This window comes from Photobacterium sp. GB-72 (assembly GCF_003026095.1).
In the GTDB taxonomy this organism is placed as follows: domain Bacteria; phylum Pseudomonadota; class Gammaproteobacteria; order Enterobacterales; family Vibrionaceae; genus Photobacterium.
Map to the genome: position 1 here is coordinate 320,781 of NZ_PYNV01000002.1, position 20,851 is coordinate 341,631.

At 40.8% G+C, this 20,851-nt stretch carries 6 protein-coding genes; 5 read left to right on the forward strand and 1 reads right to left on the reverse strand.

Annotated features, from left to right (window positions below; genetic code table 11):
• The first annotated feature begins 4 nt into the window (after nt 1–4).
• Entirely contained in the window at nt 5–13,120 is a 13,116-nt protein-coding gene (locus C9J40_RS04725) for a retention module-containing protein (RefSeq protein WP_107245946.1), read from the forward strand.
• An 86-nt stretch (nt 13,121–13,206) separates the two neighbouring features.
• On the opposite strand, the gene C9J40_RS04730 is transcribed toward C9J40_RS04725, so the two are convergent.
• Nucleotides 13,207–13,401, reverse strand: coding sequence for a hypothetical protein (locus C9J40_RS04730; protein WP_107206230.1), 195 nt, complete (start codon nt 13,399–13,401; stop codon nt 13,207–13,209).
• A gap of 260 nt (nt 13,402–13,661) precedes the next feature.
• Here C9J40_RS04730 and C9J40_RS04735 point away from each other — a divergent pair, with 260 nt between their 5' ends.
• The 4 genes from C9J40_RS04735 (at nt 13,662) to C9J40_RS04755 (ending at nt 20,790) form a co-directional block, all read left to right on the forward strand.
• On the forward strand, nt 13,662–15,935 hold the full coding sequence (locus C9J40_RS04735; RefSeq protein WP_107245947.1) for a peptidase U32 family protein: 2,274 nt from the start codon (nt 13,662–13,664) through the stop codon (nt 15,933–15,935).
• 21 nt (nt 15,936–15,956) lie between these two features.
• Nucleotides 15,957–16,379, forward strand: coding sequence for a GNAT family N-acetyltransferase (locus tag C9J40_RS04740; protein ID WP_107245949.1), 423 nt, complete (start codon nt 15,957–15,959; stop codon nt 16,377–16,379).
• Between the two features lie 242 nt (nt 16,380–16,621).
• A complete protein-coding gene (locus tag C9J40_RS04750; RefSeq protein WP_107245952.1) occupies nt 16,622–17,716 on the forward strand; it encodes an efflux RND transporter periplasmic adaptor subunit in 1,095 nt (364 codons plus the stop codon).
• Entirely contained in the window at nt 17,713–20,790 is a 3,078-nt protein-coding gene (locus C9J40_RS04755; RefSeq protein ID WP_107206236.1) for an efflux RND transporter permease subunit, read from the forward strand. The genes C9J40_RS04750 and C9J40_RS04755 overlap by 4 nt, the downstream gene beginning before the upstream one ends.
• Nucleotides 20,791–20,851 lie beyond the last annotated feature (61 nt).

Here is a 20,851-nt window from a genome sequence, read left to right on the forward strand (position 1 = left end):
GGCTGTGTTTAAGATTTATGTGGATCAAGCCATTGTCGTTGAACAAGTAAAAGGGCAGGTGTTTGTTCTTATGCCGGTAGGGGAATATTTTCCTGTTAAGGTAGGTGATGATCTTGCGATAGGAACAACGTTACTTTTTACTGATCGTAGTGAAGTGTTAGTGCATGTCGATGGTACGAATATATGGCTTAATCAACATTGTAAGGCATGCCTTTCTAATAATAAATTGGTTCATTTGCCCTTACCTGAATTGGATTTAGAGCCCAGTATTGCAGCTTTACAAGCAGCAATATTATCAGGTGAAGATCCGACTAAAATTCAAAAAGCAACAGCGGCTGGTATTACAACGGCTGGTATTAAGGATATTAGTTCATCAATTACTGATGGCTTAGTTATTCTTTATGACAATGACCAATTACTTGCAACCGCGGGTTTTAACACGACATATAATCCAGAAATTAGACGACAAGACGATATCTCGCTTCCTATTTTATCGCCAGACGGTGGTGAATTTTATAATGATGTTTACTTTGTTGAAGGCGATCTGGTTCCTATTACTTATCCCGTTTCTGCTAGTGGTAGCGTTTCAGTTGAAGCTGCCACACTGCCACTTGATAGCAACACGGTAGCATTCGATAGTTTACAAATTGATAGTTTACTCGCCACGATGAATCGTGAATTATCATCTAACGATCGCCCCATTATTTTTAGTTACGATATTGAAACGAATCAAATCATTGGTCGAAGTGATAAAGGCATTAGCCGTAGCGATGAAAGCATTGTTTTAACCATTGGATTAAGTGCTGAATTATTCAATGGTCGAGATGCTAATGTGATAATGACAGTGACACAGTTTCTTCCTTTAGATCATTTTGCAGGGGAATCTAACCGTGCACCGATTGTGATTAACGGAGAACAAATCCGCCTATCGCTTCCTGTTCAAATTGCAGATACCAACGGTAATCTAACCCAAACCCCAATTAATTTTTTAGCCGTGATAGAAGATGGAAAAATTCCTGGTTTAGGCATTGATAACGGCACTGAATTTACAGAACAAGATAGTGATATTACTACGCCACAAAGTGTTACTGGTGATATTCCTGTTTTTATCGGAAGTGATGAAATTGGTGTAATGACATTCGCCGAGCAGCAACCGTCATTGATTGGACTATTAAGTAATGACGTAGCAACAAGCTTTGCAGTACTAGGGAATAAAATCACAGTAATCAGAGTTGATGATCAGTCACCGGTTTTAGCAATAGAAGTCAGTACTAATGGTCAATATCGTGTGACTCAATATCAAGCACTCAATCAAGATAACGCGCTAGATCAAACACAATTATCCTTATTATTAACGACGACGGATCGAGATGGTGATATCAGTAATGAGGGTGAATTAGTCATTAAGATTAATGATGGTGTTGATCCTGTTTTAGGCATTGATAGCGGTACTACGATCATTGAACAAGACAAAGATATTGCTACGCCCCAAACCGTTTTAGGCAGCATTCCTATCAACGTGGGAAGTGATCAAATCAAGGCGATGTTTTTTGAACCTCAACAGCCTACCCTTGATGGGTTATTGAGTAATAGTAAACCGACTGTCTATCGCATTGAAGGTAATAAAATCATCTTGCAGTTGGCAGATGCACCACAGACTGAAGTATTAACGATTGAGATTAATACGTCTGGCGAGTATAGCGTTACCCAGTATCAGGCACTAAACCAACCTGTTAAAACGAATATAGATAAACTGACTTTAGGCGTTATTGCGATTGATACCGATGGCGATAAAAGTAATGTCGGTGAATTAAATATTACCATTGTTGATGGCCCAGATCCCATTTTAGGTAAGGATATTGCTACTAGTTTTATTGAAACCATGTCACCACAAACCTTTACCGGACAAATTACGGTCGATGTGGGTAGTGATGATATTGCTAGTGCAACTTTCAACCTCGAACAAACCACACTAAACGGTCTAACCAGCAATGGACAAGCAACGAATTATAGTACTGTTGGTAACAAGTTGGAGTTGTTTGTTCCTGCGCAAGGATCATCACCAAAACAACCCGTATTAACTGTGGTATTTGAAATTGATGGTCGTTACACAATAGAACAAAGCCAACCACTAGATCAGAATTTTACGACTAATGTAAATAATCTCGCTCTTGCTGTTATGGTCACGGATGCTGATGGTGATAACAGTAACGTAGGACAACTCATTATTAATATCACTGATGGTGAAAACCCAACAGGCGCGGGCATTACAGCACAAGTAAGTTTAACTGAAGGGGATCTGTCTCCTAAAAATATCGCTGATGCCTACCCTGTTGATGCTTCAAGCTCGTTTACTATCCCTGCGGTGAATGATGATTTGGTTGCGTCAAGTTTGAATATATCATCACGTGTACAAACACAATTAATCAGTGAGTTAGAGCAACTCACGGCGACTGGATTAAACCTAAGTTTTACTCTTACAACCAGTAGCGTTGGCCTTGTTACGCTTATAGGGAAAGACAGTATTAATGCGGATGTGTTAGTTGTTACTTTCTCACCAACGCAAGACAGCCATAACGTTACTGTCACTATGGATGTCGAGCAGTTAAAGCCGTTAGATCATGATCCAACGGTGTATTCAGGGGGAGAGTACGTCTCTCTTACAAGTAACGGGATCAATATTCGCTTACCACTGGAAATGCATGATAGCGATTTTGATCCTTTAGTCGAACCTGTGAATGCCTTAGTGATATTAGAAGACGGTAAGGCCCCCGTTATCGAAAGCCAAACCAAAACATGGACGGAAGCTTTTTCAGGTACCGTGGCAGAGCCACAATTTATTTCGGGGCAATTAGAGTTTGATGTAAATAGTGATGTGATCAAACAGGTTGTCATTGGTGATATTACAACAGCTTTTGCTGGCTTAACCAGTGATAGTATCGCGCTTGATGCGAAATTTGATGATGGTAAATCCAATCAAACAACGTTATTTTTAACTGGCACGACAACCCCAGTTTTATCGCTGTCTATAGCCACTGACGGGCACTATAACATCACGCAATATTTACCGATTGATCAACCTGTCACACCTAATACCAATACGATTAGTCTGCCATTTCATGTGGTGGATTTTGATAACGATAGCAGCAATGATGCAACGTTAACTTTAGTGATTACTGATGGTCAAAATCCGACCGGTGCGAATATTACTCTTGAAACGGTTGAAGGGGATCTCGCTCTACCTATCCGTGAACCGTCAACTTCGTTATACCCGGTTGAAAGTGACAAAGCCTTATCAATCATTGCGGCAAACGACAGTTTAGTCGCAACATCATTGGTGATATTACCCGATGTATTAACGGCATTAATCACGGAGTTATCGAGTTTAACGTCATCTGACCAAGCACTAGAAATCAGCCACATCGCAGATCCTATCACTGCGGCGCAAACCATCACCGCAATAGATTCAGTTACTAAGCAAGATGTTTTTATCATCACCCTGACGCCAGCACAAATGGGGCGTGATGTTGATGTGAAAATAGCATGGCAGCAATTACTGCCGCTTGATCATCAAATTGATAGTGGTGGAACATACGTCTTACTCAATAATGATAAGCTTGCTATCGACATCCCATTGATGATGAATGACGGGGATGACGATCCGTTTTCTCAACCCGCCATCGTCACTATCCATGTTGAAGATGGTGCCGATCCGCTATTTGAAATCGATACTGGAACAACGATAACCGATCCTAAAAAAGGCGCGGTAGCAACAGTGGCAGAAGGTGAAATAGGCTTAGAACTCGGTAGTGATGAGATTAAAACACTCACTTTTGATAGTACGCAAACAGGATTAATCGGTTGGTTAAGTAATAGCGCACCTACCTACGTGGAAGTGCTCGGTAATGAGCTAAATATACGTTTATCTAGCGATGATTCAGTGGTACTGAATGTTGTTATTGAGCTTGATGGTAAATATACCGTCACTCAGCATTTACCTTTAAATCAACCCATCGTATCAAACGAAGATCGCTTAACGTTAGCCGTTACCGCGCAAGATTATGATGGTGATAAAGCGCAAGGTGAGTTGCTTATTATCGTTAAAGACGGTGTTGATCCTGTGTTAGGCACAGATACCGGCACTGATTATACCGAGATCATGACAACCCAAATAGAGCAGGGGCACATTCCTGTTGATGTCGGCAGTGATGATATTGCTAATGCTTATTTTGCTATTGAACAACCTAGCTTGGCTGGCTTAACCAGTAATGCCGAAGCAACAGACTATCGCTTTAACGGAAATGTTTTACAGCTTTATGTTCCGGCTATTGGCAGTACACCTGAGCAAAATGTATTAACCATAACCTTGGATATAAATGGAAGTTATACCGTCGAGCAAAATAGACCTTTAGATCAGAACTTTACAACCAACGTTAATAATCTCGCTCTTGACGTTTTTGTCGTCGATAAAGATGGTGACGACAGTAATATTGGCCAGCTGATTGTCGATATTAATGATGGTGAGAACCCTACTGGTCAAGGTGTCATTGCAGAACTCGATATTATCGAGGGAGATTTAAACCCACCTGTGGGTGGGCAAGGTTATCCTGTTTCATCATCAAGTAATTTTGTTGTTACTGCTGTTAATGATGCTTTGGTTGCTAGTAGTTTAAATTTAACTGATGCCGTGTTTTTTAAATTAGGGGCAGAGCTGCTCAAGCTTACGACAGGTGGAAAAGGCGTTAGATTTGATATCACTAATGCACTGAGTGGTTTAATGACTTTAGAAGTAAAAGAAGCATCAAATAGCGCTGAGGTATTTGAGTTAGTGCTCACACCGATTCAACAAGATGATGATGTCAAAGTAGAAATGACCTTAACTCAATTTCAACCTTTAGACCATGATCCTTCTCATTTTGTCAGTGGAGAATATATTTCATTAGATGACGGAAAAATGGACATTACCATTCCGATCATTATGCATGACACTGACTTTGATCAATTAGTGGATCCTGTTGAAGTAAAGTTGGTTTTTGAAGATGGTGTTATCCCTATTATTAATGAGCAATCCATAACATGGACTGAAGGGTTTGATGGTGCCATTACAGCGCCTCAAGAGGTAACGGGAAGTTTAGTCTATGGCAGTCATAGTGATGAAATAAAACAGGTTCAGTTTATCGAACCAAGTCAGGCGTTTACAGGGATAACCAGTAATGGCACAGCATTAGAAGTGGTATTTGATCCGTCCATACCGAATCAATTTGATGTTCAGTTAGCAGGAACATCAACCCAAGTGTTAAGTATCGCTATAGATCCTGATGGGCAATATACGATTCAGCAATATTTGCCGATTGATCAGCCGCTATTGCCGAATCAAAATGTGGTGAATCTTGATGTCCAATTGATGGATTTTGATGGTGATAAAAGTAATGTTGCGAATCTGCAATTAATCATCAAAGATGGGCTCGATCCTAATGGAATTAATGCTGAATTTAATGTGGTTGAAGGTGACTTAGTCCCACCGACTATTGGGCCATCAACATCGGGAAACCCTGTTACTACAAGTAATACCACAACCATTCCTGCAACTAACGATATATTACTGGCCGATAGTGTATTACTGAGTAGTGACAATATAACGGCAATCAAAACGGCGTTAGAGCAAGTCACATCACAAGGTGATAATACACTTGCTACTATTGTCCAAGATCCCACCAGTAAGATAATTTCAATTACGCTGATTAAAGATAATCTTGCCAAAGACACCATTTTTGAGCTGACTATTACACCTAGTCAAAATGGCCGAAATGTTGAATTACAATCGCAATTAGTTGAATCATTACCCATTGATCACCTTAACGGAGTACTGACAGCAGGGGTAGTGACGATGACCCAAGCTAATTTAGCGATAGGGATTCCGCTTCAGATGCATGATGCCGATGATGATCCATTATTAAGTCCTGCAATATTTACCGTGAATATTGCAGACGGTGATTTACCTAGTTTTGATATTGATGTTGGAATTGAATTTACTGAAATTGATAGCGACAGCGGAAAAATAGCAACCAACATTGGTAGTGATGAAATTATCCACATTGATTTAACAGCGCTTCAGCCAAATTTAACCCACTTAACCAGTAATGGTTACGCAACGGAATATAGCGTAGTCGGCAATACGGTTACTGTGGTAAGGCAAGATGATCCTACGCTTGAAGTATTAACTATTGAATTACTACAAAGTGGTGATTACAACGTCGTGCAATCACAGCCGTTGGATCAGTCTGACACCACCAATAAATTAGCGATTACCTTAGCTGTCACTGCAACCGATCAAGATTTAGATATAAGTCCAACCGATGGTGAAATTAATATCACTATTATTGATGGACTCGATCCTACGGGGAATTTTACCGGCATAACTGATTTAGATGTGATTGAAGGTGATATTAGTGCACCAACAGGTTCGCTTACTGGCTATCCAGTTTCTGATTCGACAACCTTTACATTAACCGCAGGTGTTGATCGTCTAGATCCCGATAAAGTTGGTTTTAGTGCTAATTATCTTACTGATTTACTCGCAGAGTTACGTGCAGAAATCACAGCATTGGGGGGACAGACACTCGATTATAATTTTGATCCTAGTACCCATGTTTTAACGGCTTCGTATAACAGCCAGACTTATTTCACACTAACCTTATCAGCCGTTAATGTCTTGAATTCTAAAGATGCTGATGTGACGGTAACGTATGAGCAATTCTTATCACTTGATCACAATAGTGGAGGAAATAGTAGTGGCTATATCAATGTTTCAGGTGCTCTCATTAGTATTGATCTCGAAGTCCAAATCCAAGATACCGATGGTGATTATTTAGAAACCCCAGTGGCCGTTACGCTGAATATCAGTGATGGGTTTGATCCGGTAATTATTAATACACAAGATATCACTGTTGAAGAAAGTGATATTCGTGCCGATGGCCCTAATCATCAAGGCTCAACACCTGATGAAGATGGTGACCGCGCAACAGGCACATTAACGATTGATGAAGGCAGTGATTTAGTTCATCAGTACCGTTTAGATACCACGCAATTTACCACTTTAAATTCTACTTTAACGAGCCAAGGACAGGCGGTTACCTTATTTGAGCATTCTGTCGGAACGTACTCAGCGTTTGCTGATTCTCGTACGATTTTTACTGTGGTATTTACGGCGGCGGGTGAATATACCGTAAACCTCTTTGGTGCAATTGATCACCCCGATCCCGGTAAAGACAGTAAAGATATTTTTTTACCCGTGATTGCGATTGATGATGATGGTGATGAAAGTACATTTTCAACCATTAAGCTAACCATTGTTGATGATATTGCCGATGGTCGAAATATCATTATTCAAGCTGATGAAGGACAAGCAAATGTCGTTGGAGAGTCGTTACTGACACAAGCATTAGAAGGTGCAGATGGTGCGACTGTAGTGAGTGTTGTTGATCTTGCAGTAGAGCAACCATTAGTGGGTAACGGTTTTACGGTTATTCCAATTCATCAAGGAGGAGATACCATTTCTCCTGGCCAGCTATTAGGCGAGTTATCGATTAAGCCTAATGGTGAGGTTTCTTTCTCGGCAGCCACTGAAATAACACAGACAGATGAGGTACTGGAATATACGTTTAACTATCGGGTCACAGATGGTGATGATGATACTGAATTACGGACGATTACATTACAAATTGATGATCAAGAAGCCAAGATCATTATCGAGCCCGATCCGATTGTCACTTATGAAGATGTAGGACGAGTAGAAGATCCTGATGAAACGATCATTGCTCCACCAAGTGGGGCGCGTGTATCACTTAAAATTGATATTGGTGATGATGATCGCGGTGAGTTTTTACAACAAGTATTGATCACGATTCCGACAGAGGTACACGGTTCATTTTATTTAAACGGTACCGCACTTGCGACCAGTGGAGATGGGTTATCTTATGTTGTGCCTGTCGGCGATTTCACCACGACAGATAATGTAGTACACGAGTTAGTGGGACTCACTTTTATTCCCGATGCTGATTTCTCTACGGCAAATGGCAATTTAGTGTTTGAAGTTAAAGCGCAAGTTGGTGTGACTAGTGGTGCTCCATTGCCTGAAGCGATCACGTCGTTTGAAATTATTGTGGAAGGGATTGCTGATATCCCAACGTGGGATGATACTCAAACGCAAGTACATTACACCATTGATGAAGATTCAACAGGTGTTGATTTGCAGCTTAAAGCCGATCTTAATGATATCGATGGCTCTGAAACATTATCTTATATTATTACGCTAGAGCCAGATGCTGGTGGCAAGATCAATGGTGAGTTGAAAGGAAATAATCTTGTTGATCTTGGTGGTGATCAATATCAAGTATCAGCGGCAGATGTGGGGAGTTTATCTGTCACACCGACAGCGAATTACAGTGGTGACATAAAACTCACGGCCGTGGCGCAAAGTAAAGAAGACGTGGTTTTTGTGACGGGCAAGCAAACCGCTGATTCTGTTGAGCGTGAAATCATTATTAATGTTGAACCTGTTGCTGATGAAACCACATTAAAAGTTACCCGAATTAGTTCTGATGAAGATGTGTTAATTAATCTAAGCGATCACGTGACGTTAACAGAAACTGTAGATAAGGACGGCTCAGAAATAGAATGTGTTCGTTTTTCTAATTTACCCGTGGGGGCACAAATACTACTCAATGGCGCTGTTGTAGTTGAAAGCCCGTCAGGCTCCGGTGTGTATGAGGTTAACTATGCAGATATTGCTAATGTTCAGCTAAAACCAACACCTGAAAACAATGTTGATTTTGAAATTACAGTGCAAGGTGTTGTGAAAGATAGCGCGAGTTTTACCAATAGCAGTAATGTCGTGGTTAACGCTAATGATGAATATGTCACGGCAACGCAACAGCTTGAAGTAAGCTTAAAAGGCGTGGCTGACGTACCGATATTTGATATCGATATTGATAGTAATGGTAATGGTGTGTTAGATGTCGGTGAGTGGGCTTATATCAACAACGATCCGACACAAGGTATTGAAACCTTAATAGATGAAGACAGTTCAGTCATTTCTGGAATCAGTATTATTAGTGGTGAAACGCCTTTAAAGCAATTAGATGATAACTCTGAAACGTTAAGTGTAGTGTTATCGGGTATTCCCGCAGGGGTCACATTAAAAGACGCTGAAGGTAATGATCAAAGTTTAGTGTTTACTGGTTATGATACTGAAGGTAAGCCTGTTTATGAGATTGAACTTTCGTCATTAAAAAATATTGAAATAATACCACCATTAAACAGCACTCAAGATATTGAACTAGAAGCTAAAATATTAGTCACTGAAAATGATGGTGATGTACATAGTTTTGATCGAAAAATTCTGATCAATATTCAGCCTGTTATTGATGCAGATAATTACACCTTAGTCAGTGATAACAATATATTAGAAGATCAAAATAATACGGTGCAATGGCGACCAACTGCAGCACAAGGATTTACTGATAGCAGCGAAACGATTACTCAGATACGTTTTGGTGGTATTCCTTCCGATTACACCTTATTGATTGATGGCATTCCTTTAACATTGGTCGCTGGAGAGATCACATTAACGGATAGTCAACGTGATGAGTTACTTGCTGGTAAACCATTACAACTTCGCGCGCCTCAAAATTCTGATCGTGATTTAACCTTTCAATCTTATTTAACGGTAGCGCAGACGGATAGTGATGGTGAAAATACTGCGATTAAAGAAATCACAGGACAGCTCGTTGTTGATATTCAAGCCGTGGTTGAACCTGATGGTATTCTTGCTGTTCGAGACTCAAGTGACGCGGTCTTAACCATGTTAACCAGTACCACAGGTGGCGTGATTGATCTATCAACAGATGCAGCATCGCTTGGACGTGTCTCCTTTACAGGAGAGAATACCCCAGTTGCTATTGATCATAGTGATGAAGTGATACGGCGTATTGTGGTGAAGTTTCCTCAATCAGTAGCAGAGCCTGGTGATTTTGTTGTGATAGGTGGTATCAGTGATGGAGCTGGGGCATGGACAATACCTGAATCGCAACTCGATAACTTGAAAATCACCGCACCAACGGGCTTTAACTCCACTATCGATATTACCATTAGCGCTGAAGTACAAGATTTAGGTGATAACGGTGAAGGTGATGTCAGTGCACTTGTGCCATTTACCACACCCATCACATTAGATTTTACCCCGAATACCAGCATGATCACTGAGCTTGCAGGGGATATTGTTTTCAATCCTGACGTGGTAACTGGCACTGAAGATAATGTCATTAATCTTGGTGACCAAATTGAAGATGATATCGTTATTGGCTCTGTTAATGGCGAACAAAATCATGACTCAGTGACGATTGTAATTAAAGCGGCGGATCTGCCTAGCGGGGTCACCATCTTAGGGACTAATTTTGACTTCATCGATGGTGAATACGTCATGATAGTACCTGTCGATGGGGCAGGAAAAGTTGATGTAAGTGGTATCTCATTAAACCCTGCAACCGACTTCGCGGGTGATTTTCAATTTGATCTTCACATTGTCAACACCGATACCACCAGTGGTAATACTAAAAATCTTATTAAGCCCGTTACAGTTCGTATAGAGCCTGTAGTTGATGTCCCACCTCATGGCGATCCGACGTTATCACTGGAAGTACTGCGCACAGAGAAACTCGGTGATGACGATCAACCGATTACCAATACAGGTAAGCCTGAAGTCATTAAAAATAATCATGCCTATGAAGATGGCTCGGTTATTTTAGGAATATCAGCGTCGTTAAAAGATATCAGTACCTCATTGACATCAGGGCTTGAAAGCCTAAAACAAGTCGAGTTAACCGTCGATGCTAGCCAAGGTTCCTTCATTCAAGCAGATGGAACGGCAGTACAAACGATCACCGTTGATAAAACGGAATTGGATAATATTCCATTTCAACCGGTAAAAGATTTTAGCGGTAATGTATCAATATCAGCGGTTGCTACCGTTGAAGATGATGTGACCTATACCTTAACGACACCAGCAACCGCGCAAGCGACAGGTACGTTTACTGCAACAGTCGATTTTGATGTGATCCCAGTCGATGACCCGGTCAAATTTACAGGTGTTGATACCACCATTAAAGGTAATGAAGATCAGGCGGGTGGTATCAGCCTTGGTAGCATCAGTTTTGATGTCGGAGATACTGATGGCTCAGAGCAAATTATTTCAGCCAAGATCACCAACGTACCTGATGGCTTTGTCTTAACAGGGCCTGTAGGTAATTTAGGGAATGGCGAGTGGAGTGTTACGTTACCTGTCGGTATGCAAACAGGCAGTCTTACTGGGGTTAATATTGTACCTGCTGAAAATTACAGTGGTACATTAGCATTGGGAGTGTTGGTCTTTACCAAAGAGGATTTATTGGATGATATTGCACAAAATACCGCAACCATAAATGTTGATATTCTACCTGTAGGCGACAAAATTGATTCTGATGTAACAACCTCTTATACAGGACAAGAAGATCAGCCTATTACACTGACACTCGATTTAGCAGTACGAGATAATACGGATAGTATTGTACCGTCACATTCAAATGCAACAGAAAATGCCCCAGAAAAATTGCATGTAGTCGTCACTGATGTGCCTGATTCCAGCCTTTTTGATGCACCAGTCGGCGGCAGTGCAGAAAAGCAACCTGATGGCTCATGGATTATTATTTCAGGTGGTACAACGTTAGATACTTTGGTGTTTCACCCCGGTGATGCGAACGGTAATTTCACCATGAACTTTGACATGCGCTCATCTGATAATGGTGTGCTTGCGACCAATAGTCTTGCTGTGATTCAAACCCTGTCATTTGATGTAGCTGCCGTTAATGATGCGCCAGTAAATACGTTGCCTGCTGGTATTAGTGCCGAAGAGGATATAGGCGTTATTATTTCGGGGATCAGTGTAAAAGATGTCGATGCAACGGAAGATAATGGCAATATGACAGTTAACTTATCGGTTAATCATGGTGCATTGAATGTATTGAGTACCACAGGGGTCACGGTTGATAACAACAATACATCGGATGTTATGTTAACGGGTAAATTAGATGACCTTAATGCAGCATTAGCGGCTGGAATCCATTATCAAAGCGATCCTAACTTTTACGGCGATGATACGTTAAGTATGTTAACCAACGATAACGGTAATTCAGGCTCGGGAGGGGCTAAAACAGACAGTACCCAAACCAGTATTACTGTTGCGCCCAAACCGGATGTACCGATTATTGAGCTTGATAGGCCGCAAACTTCCTCTATTCATACCGTACTTGGAACCATGCTGCCATTAATTGGCATTATGGCGTCGGTGGTTAACCCCGCACCTAATGAACTTTCAATTGTGGTGAGTGGCTTAAATGATGGCGATCTTGTTGATAGTAATGGCACAATCGTTGGCGATCTAATGGCAGCTGGCACCTATCGTGTGCCTGTTAGCCAATTAGATGATTTGTATCTCACTGGGTTATCAACGGGCAGCACCAGTTTAATTGTTGAAGCAGAATCGACCATCGACAGTAATAGTGTTTTATCAGCAACCTCTATTACACTTAATATCAATGTTGGTGAAGATACAACAACTGAGATTGATGCCAGCATTTCACCTAGTGGTAGCGGTGAATTGATTGTTGATGATGATCAAGACCGTACGCTTATCGGCAGTGATGATGATGATATATTTTATGCTGGTGGCGGTAATGATATTTTAACTGGTAATGCAGGGGATGATTTGTTCATCTGGGAGCTGGATAATATTGATGGCAGTATCGATGTCATCACCGACTTTGCATTAGGTGAAGATAAAATAGACTTAACGGATGTACTGGATGATAGTGCTGGTGATGGGTTAAAACTCGACGATTTATTAGCAGGTATTAGTGCTGATGCTTCAAGTGGCAAACTAGAATTGATGATCACCGCATCTAACAGCAATACGCAAACCATCACCTTAGATAATATTCAAGCTGCCGATCTTGGTTTAGCGAGCTCAGCATCAAGTACTCAATTGGTGACGGAATTGTTTAACCAATCAGGGTTTACCACAAGCTAAAAGATAATCCCGTTTTCTTATTTTAAAAAAGAAAAAGACCACTATAACGAGTGATCCTTTTTGAAATTCAATAACAAATAGACGTTTTATGCTTTATTGCTGTGAAAATGAAAACGCTTATGAAAATATTCTTTTAGGTGTTCTTCCATTTCATGTACTTTTGCATCAATCGCATCACACAAGACTTTATCGTTATTCATGGCATTAATACGATCAGTTACCATTGCTTCAATCGCTTCTTTTTGCGCATCTGTTAGTTCTACTGGGTTTGCATTTGTCATTATTTTTTATCCTAGTTATAGCTCGATAGAGCGATAGCAGAAGGGCTAAGTTGCCAAATTTTATTCATAATAGCGATATTGGTCTGGGGTTGGAATAACTGTAATCAGAAATTGCTTATCTGTACATTTCGATTAGTTGTGATTTCAATATCCTCTCAATCCATTGTGTGATTTAACTCTCACTATTGGACTTTATTGAAAGCTTGCGCGTAAAATAGCCGTCCTCACATTTAATGCGGTTATACAAGGTACAATTGTTGATGAGCAATGTTGCGAAAACTAAGAATTTTGAGTTATTGGCACCCGGTGGCGATATCGAATCTATTAAAGCTGCCATTGCTGCTGGCGCTGATGCAATTTACTGTGGTTTAGATAGCTTCAACGCTCGAAATCGAGCCACTAACCTTACCTTTGATGTATTAAGTGGCATTATTCGTTTAGCACATCAGAACAATTGTAAGATTTTTCTTACCTTAAATATCGTCGTATTAGATAGTGAAATTCCTGCGGTTATTCGCTTATTGAATAAGTTGGTGAACACCAAAGTTGATGGTGTGATTTTGCAAGATTTAGGCTTGTTCCACATCATTAAAGAATATTTTCCAACTTTAGATGTCCATGCTTCAACTCAAATCAATACCCATAACGACGGTCAAATTCTGTTTTTAAAACAGCTTCAAGCAAGCCGTGTTAACTTATCTCGTGAATTGAACATTCGTGAAATTAAGCATCTGGCTCAATTTGGACATCAACATGATGTCCTTATGGAGGTGTTTGTTCATGGTTCTTACTGTATCGGTTTCTCTGGTTTGTGTTACATCAGCTCAGTGAAAAATGGTAACTCGGGTAACCGTGGGCGTTGTAGTCAACCATGCCGTGATCAATACCAAACCACTGCCGCTGGTAAAGATTTCCCATTAAATATGAAAGATAACTCAGCTTTTTCGAATATGGTTGAGCTGGCTGATGCTGGGGTATATTCACTGAAAGTGGAAGGGCGAATTAAAAAATCACACTACGTGTATACCGTGGTCGATCAATGGCGTCAGCAAATCGATCGTTACTGTGAGCAAAAGCCGTTACTAACTGATACAACGTCACTGTTTACGGTCTTTAACCGCGATTTTTCTAACTCGTATCTCCAAGGTGATATCAATAAGAGCATGTTTATTGATAACCCTCGTGATAACTCTGTGAGTCATTTTACTCAGGTCTATCAAGCAACCACAATTGATGCAGTAAATGGCGTAAAACAGAAATTGTACGATGACAAAACAGCGATTATTAATACCGTTGAAGATGTCACGAAAGCCATGGATGTTAGCTCGCTACCCATGACCATGATTTTTAGCGGTAAAGAAGGTCAATGTTTAACGGTAATAGTGACAACGCCTGATCAAACGATAGAGTTACAATCAGAGTCAGCACTTATTGGTGCACAAAAACACGTATTAACTCATGAGTTATTAGAAAAACGTTTTCAAAGTTTGGCTAATGAAGGTGAGTATCAGATCACCCATGTTGATATTTCAGGATTAGCCGAAAATACGTCAGTTCCTTTTACGGAATTAGCACAATTAAAAGAACAAATTGGTTATCAGTTAAATGGTGAAAAAGCGTTAGTAGCGCCGATTGATACGCCAAAACCACGTAATAGTATCAATCACCGTAAACCAACAGGGATCACGCCAGAGCTGGCGATATTGATTTCTGATCCAAGTGATGTGGTATTAAATCAAGATAATAATGCCGTGCTGTATTATACCATTCCTGAAGGTTTAGCGATGGAATTGGAAAAAACGGTAGCATTATTTGAAGCACATCCTCATCTTGTGCCATGGTTCCCTGCGATCTTAATTGGTGAAAATTACCAAGCGGCAGTGGCGTTTATTGAGCGTGTGAAACCTAATTGTATTGTGACGAATAACAGTGGTATTGCGCATGTGGCTTATCAGCAGGGTATTGATTGGATTGCAGGGCCTTACTTGAACTTAACTAACTCATTTAGCCTACAGTGCATTGCTGATGAATTTAATGCGAAGGGGGCATTCGTTTCTAACGAGATCAATCGTAAGCAAATTAACCCAATGGTATGCCCTGAAAACTTTGAATTACATTACAGTATTTATCATCCATTAATGATGTTAATGAGCCGCCAGTGTTTATTCCATCAAACCGTAGGTTGTAAGAAAAAGCATTTTGATAATAAGTGTCTACGTAAGTGTGATAAGTCAGCGTCTATCTTGAGTTTAAAAGACGCCTCGTTTGTATTGGATAAACAAAGAGGCGCGCATAATGCGCTATATAGCCAGCAAAACTATATGAATTTACAGGCGGTTACAGATTTTCCTGATAAGTTTACTCGCTTTATGATCGATCTCCGTGATATTAAAACGGAAACGGAAGTAAATGCTGATAAAGCAATGTTAGTCTCTTTGTTTAATGCGTATATTCATGGTGATATCAATGCGAGAGCAACATTAGAGCAAACCATTATTGGCACTATTTCTCAGCAATATAAAAAAGGTCTGTGATTCAGATAAATAGGATATTTCATGGTAGATGTAAAAATTGTTGCTTTTGATGATGCGAATAAAGAGAGTATTCGCTTAGTACGTGAGCAGGTGTTTATTAAAGAGCAGCAAATTGATCCTGAAATTGAGTTTGATGGCTTAGATACACAAGCGGTGCATGTACTTGTGGTCGATGGTGAACAGCCATTAGGCACGGGGCGCATTCTTGCTGATGGTCATATCGGTCGTATTGCTATCATGAAGGCTGCACGTGGGCAAGGCTTAGGTGTCAAAGTCGTCCAAGCTTTAGTGAACTATGCTAAACAGCAAGGTTATCCCCGAGTAGACTTAGGCGCGCAAACCCATGCTGTCGATTTTTACCGTAAACTGGGTTTCACTCCATACGGTGATGAATTTATGGAAGCCAATATTCCTCATCAGGCAATGGAAATGCTATTTTCTTAGCCATAAATAGATATAGTGATGATCAAATAAATATAAAGGGTTGCGATTTATCGCCACCCTTTGTTTTTGTTTTTTATATTATCATTCAGCTGAATGTAAATAACTGTAAAGCAACATAGCTCTGACTTACCCTCACAAATATCCTTGTTAATATATAATTCTTTATAGGTATGTTTAGAGGTGCTGGCAATTAAGATAAGCGCCTTGCTTATATTGTTTAATTTCCAGATAAGTAGATGATAATGAAACATAAATACATTCCAGTCATAGTCTTCGCTGCTGTAAGTATTATGCTTATTGGTTGTAACCAAGAGATCCTGTCCGACTCTTCTCCTCATAAACAGCATTCATCGAAGGTCGTTCAAGTAGAGACCCAGCCCGTAACAGCTCGCACGTTGACGGAGCAGGTCATGGGCTATGGGGTAGTGAAAAGCCATAATTCGGTTGCGCTAAAAAGTTTAGAGACGAGTCAAATAACCGCTATCTACTTCAAGGCTGGGGAAGCAGTTAAGAAAGGCCAGCTATTAGTGCAGTTTGATCCTTCGTCGGCTAAAGCAAAAGTTGCACGAGATCAGGCACAACTTAACGCCACTAAACAAACATGGCTACGACAAAAAGAGTTAGTGAACAAAGGTGTCGTTGCGCGAAGTACTTATGATGACAGCGAAAGTGATTATAAACAGGCCTTAGCGCAACTAGAGCAAGATGAATCTCAACTTACAGAGTTGGCAATCAAAGCGCCATTTGATGGTGTGATCAGTCAAACTGATTTTCATGTTGGCGACGTGGTAACTGTGGGTAATACCCTTGCAACCTTATACACCCCAGATCAATTGTCGATTGAATATCAACTGCCAGCAGCACAAAAACAAGATTACCGTCTTGATCAAACAGTGACGGTTTATTCAGAGCTTACACCTTCTAAATATGCTCACGGCACGGTAAGTTACGTGTCTCCAAATATTGCAATGGGCCTTGTGACTTTAAAAGCGCAGTTACCTGACGCGAAACAGTTTTCACCAGGGCAAAACGTGAAAGTTGTTCAGCAAACACGACAATTACTTCAGCAAGTTACGATTCCCACCTCATCACTTATCACCAATATTCAAGGCGCACAGGTATTTATTGTTGTGAACAATAAAGCCAGATTACGCGATGTTAAAGTCGGTCAGTACTACGACGGTTATGTACAGATTCTGTCTGGGTTAGCGGTAGGAGATCAATTAGTGATTAATGGACAAAACTACCTACGAACTGACCAAAAAGTGGAAGTCACGTCCGCGCAACAGCCAACGACACAATCATCATTACAGTCAGTAACGGCAGGTAAAAAATGAAATTAACGGAGCTGTGTTTACGCCGTCCGGTGTTATGTACTGTATTGTGGTTGATCCCTGTATTCATTGGTCTGATTTTTTGTCAAAAGTTGCCTTGGCGCTATACCCCACAAATTAGCCAATCCAAAATTCAAGTGACCGTCCATGATAGTGCGTTAGCGGCACAAAATATGATGACTGAAGTGTTGATCCCGATTCAAAATGCTATTGCTGGTACAGAGGGAATCAGCCATTTATCAGCGACTGCACGTCAAGGGCGAGGCAATATCATTATCGATGTCGCATCGAGTGTTGATGACAGTGAAATCGATACCTTAGTCAGTGAAATTCATAATGATATTGGTAATATTGAAAACAAGTTACCTGATGATATTTCGCCGAAAGTGACCAAATCAGACGATCAGGGAATGCCTGCGATGTTGATTGGTTTAACACCTGGCCCCCATCAAGCGGAATATGAATTTCACCAGTATGGTATTGATACGCTATTACCACAGTTAGAACAATTACCTGCCGCAGGCGCGGTAAGTGTAGCGCCAAGCTCTAGTCAATCAGTGTTGATCACCCTAAATCCCGATAAAGTGTATTACTATGGTTTGACGCTGAATAATGTGATTAACAAAATCACTGACGTAAACAGCATTACAGCGATCAGCGGAAAAACATCCGGTACAGAAAGCCAGTATCAGTTGGTCTCAACTGGGGCGATTTCAAGTCTTGATGATATTAAAAAGACCATTATTGCGACTTATCAGCAGCAACCTATTCGATTAGATCAAGTGGCAGATATCACGATTGGTACACCAAGCAGCCAACGTGAAGTGAAACCGCTGGTGGATTTCTCGAAGAAAAATGCCATGCTGTTTGTGTTAAATCCTCAGTACACCGCAACGGCAAACCCACTGGTACTCTCTGAACAAGTTCACGGCTTGTTAGATTCAATGACCTTACCAAGCGGCATGCAAGCGAAAGTCTTGCTGGATAAATCGACCTTTATTATTACCGCACTAGAAGATGTGTATATTGCGATCGGTCTAGCGGTAATACTGGTTGCGGGTGTTATCTGGTTATTCCTTGGTAATTTGCGTATTGCCTTGATTCCAATTGTGACTATTCCTGTCTGTTTATCCTGTTCGTTCATCATTCTTAAATTGGCAGGTTTTAGCATTAACTCTTTGACACTCCTTGCGATGCTATTGGCGGTAGGGCTGGTGGTGGACGACGCTATCGTAGTGGTCGAAAATGTCCACCGTCAATTACGTTTCCATGATTCCGTATTTAAGGCAACAGCCATTGCTTGTCGCCAAATCGGTTTCGCTATTATTGCAACAACCTTAACCCTAGCTGCGGTTTATATACCGGTAGGTTTAGTCGATGGGATTACTGGACAATTGTTCCAGCAGTTCGCTTTTACTTTAGCGGGAACGGTGATTATTTCTGGTATTGTAGCGCTGACATTATCACCCATGATGTGCAGCAAAATGATGAATCATAAACCTGCAGGGCGTTTTGAAAATGGAGTGAATAAACAATTAGATCGCTTATCTAATGCTTATCATCGAATGTTATCAGTCACCATTGATTGGCGAAAAACGACCTTATTAGTGATGGTCGTTGTTTTGGCTAGTAGCTATTGGCCATTTACCCAAACGCCATCAGAAATGCTACCAGATGAGGATTCAGGGCAAATATTTTTATTTCAGCCCTTGGTGGGAAGTAGCGACGACACCAGTCAGCAAAAAATGATCGATAACATGAATACGCAGCTTAAGCATATTCCTGATATTGCGCATGTTGCGATTCTTGCTAGTACTGATTTTATTCGTGGTTTTGTGACCTTAAAACCGTGGCAAGAACGTGATTTATCAGCACAGAAAATCAGTGAAATGATCAATGCGCGATTAAAAGCAGGTGGCAACCGTGTTTATACCGGCGTTATTCCTGCAATTGAAACAGGTGGTGGCCGTCGTGGTAACAGTGGCGGTATCGATATCAATGTCAGTAGTAGTGTTGATGAGCAAGTGCTGGCAAAAGAGCTGACCGAAGTGACTTATAAAATCCAACAGTCACCGTTATTTTCTAATGCGCGTAGTAATCTTAAATTCGATCAGAACCAATTTAAGATTAATATTAATCGCGTATTAGCTTCACAATATGATGTGCCGCTCCGCAATATTCAGCAAATCCTCAAGTTGGCAATGAGTGGTAAGAGTTTCAGTAATGATATGAGCTATCAAGGAACCAATTATCCGCTGCATGTACAGTTGGAATCCTTGTTTACTCTGACGCCTGATTCATTAAAACAGCTGATGATTGCTAATAAGAAAGGGCAATTAGTGCCGATGTCTGCGTTGATTAGTATAGAGAATGAAGTAGGGCCACGCTCACTTGAGCAATATGACAGGGCGACCTCTGCCTCACTGGCTATTCGATTGGCTGATGGTGTCAGCATGGGCGAGGGCATTGCTGCCTTAAACCGTATGCTGCCAGATATTTTACCCACGAATGCTAATTACACCTATGTGGACGAAGCCAAACAGTACCTTGATGCAAACCAACAAATGCTGTTTGTATTTATCGCTGCATTAATCTTCATCTATATGGTATTGAGTGCGCAATTTGAGAGTGTCGTCGATGCGTTAGTGGTCATGCTATCACTCCCCATTACATTATCAGTGGCGCTATGGGCGTTGTATTTTAGTGATTTCACCTTAAATGTGTATTCACAAATAGGCTTAGTGACACTGATAGGTTTGATTTGTAAGCACGGTATATTAATCACTGAGTTTGCTAATGAATTACAAGCCGAAGGGTTAGCACCGCGAGAAGCGATCCTCAAAGCGACCAAAACCCGTTTGCGTCCAATATTAATGACTTCACTGACAATGATATTAGGCTCGTTACCATTATTGTGGGAATCAGGGCCGGGAGCTAATGCGATGGGCTCACTGGGGATCATTATTATCGCTGGTATGGCACTAGGTATTGTTGATCCATTATTTGTCGTGCCAAGTGTGTATTTGATGGTGCAAAAATTAAAGCGCAAAAAGAACATTAACGCTCACGAATCTTAACGCATCAGTGGTGCGTTAGAGATAAAGAAAAACGCAGCCAAGTTGGCTGCGTTTTGTTTTT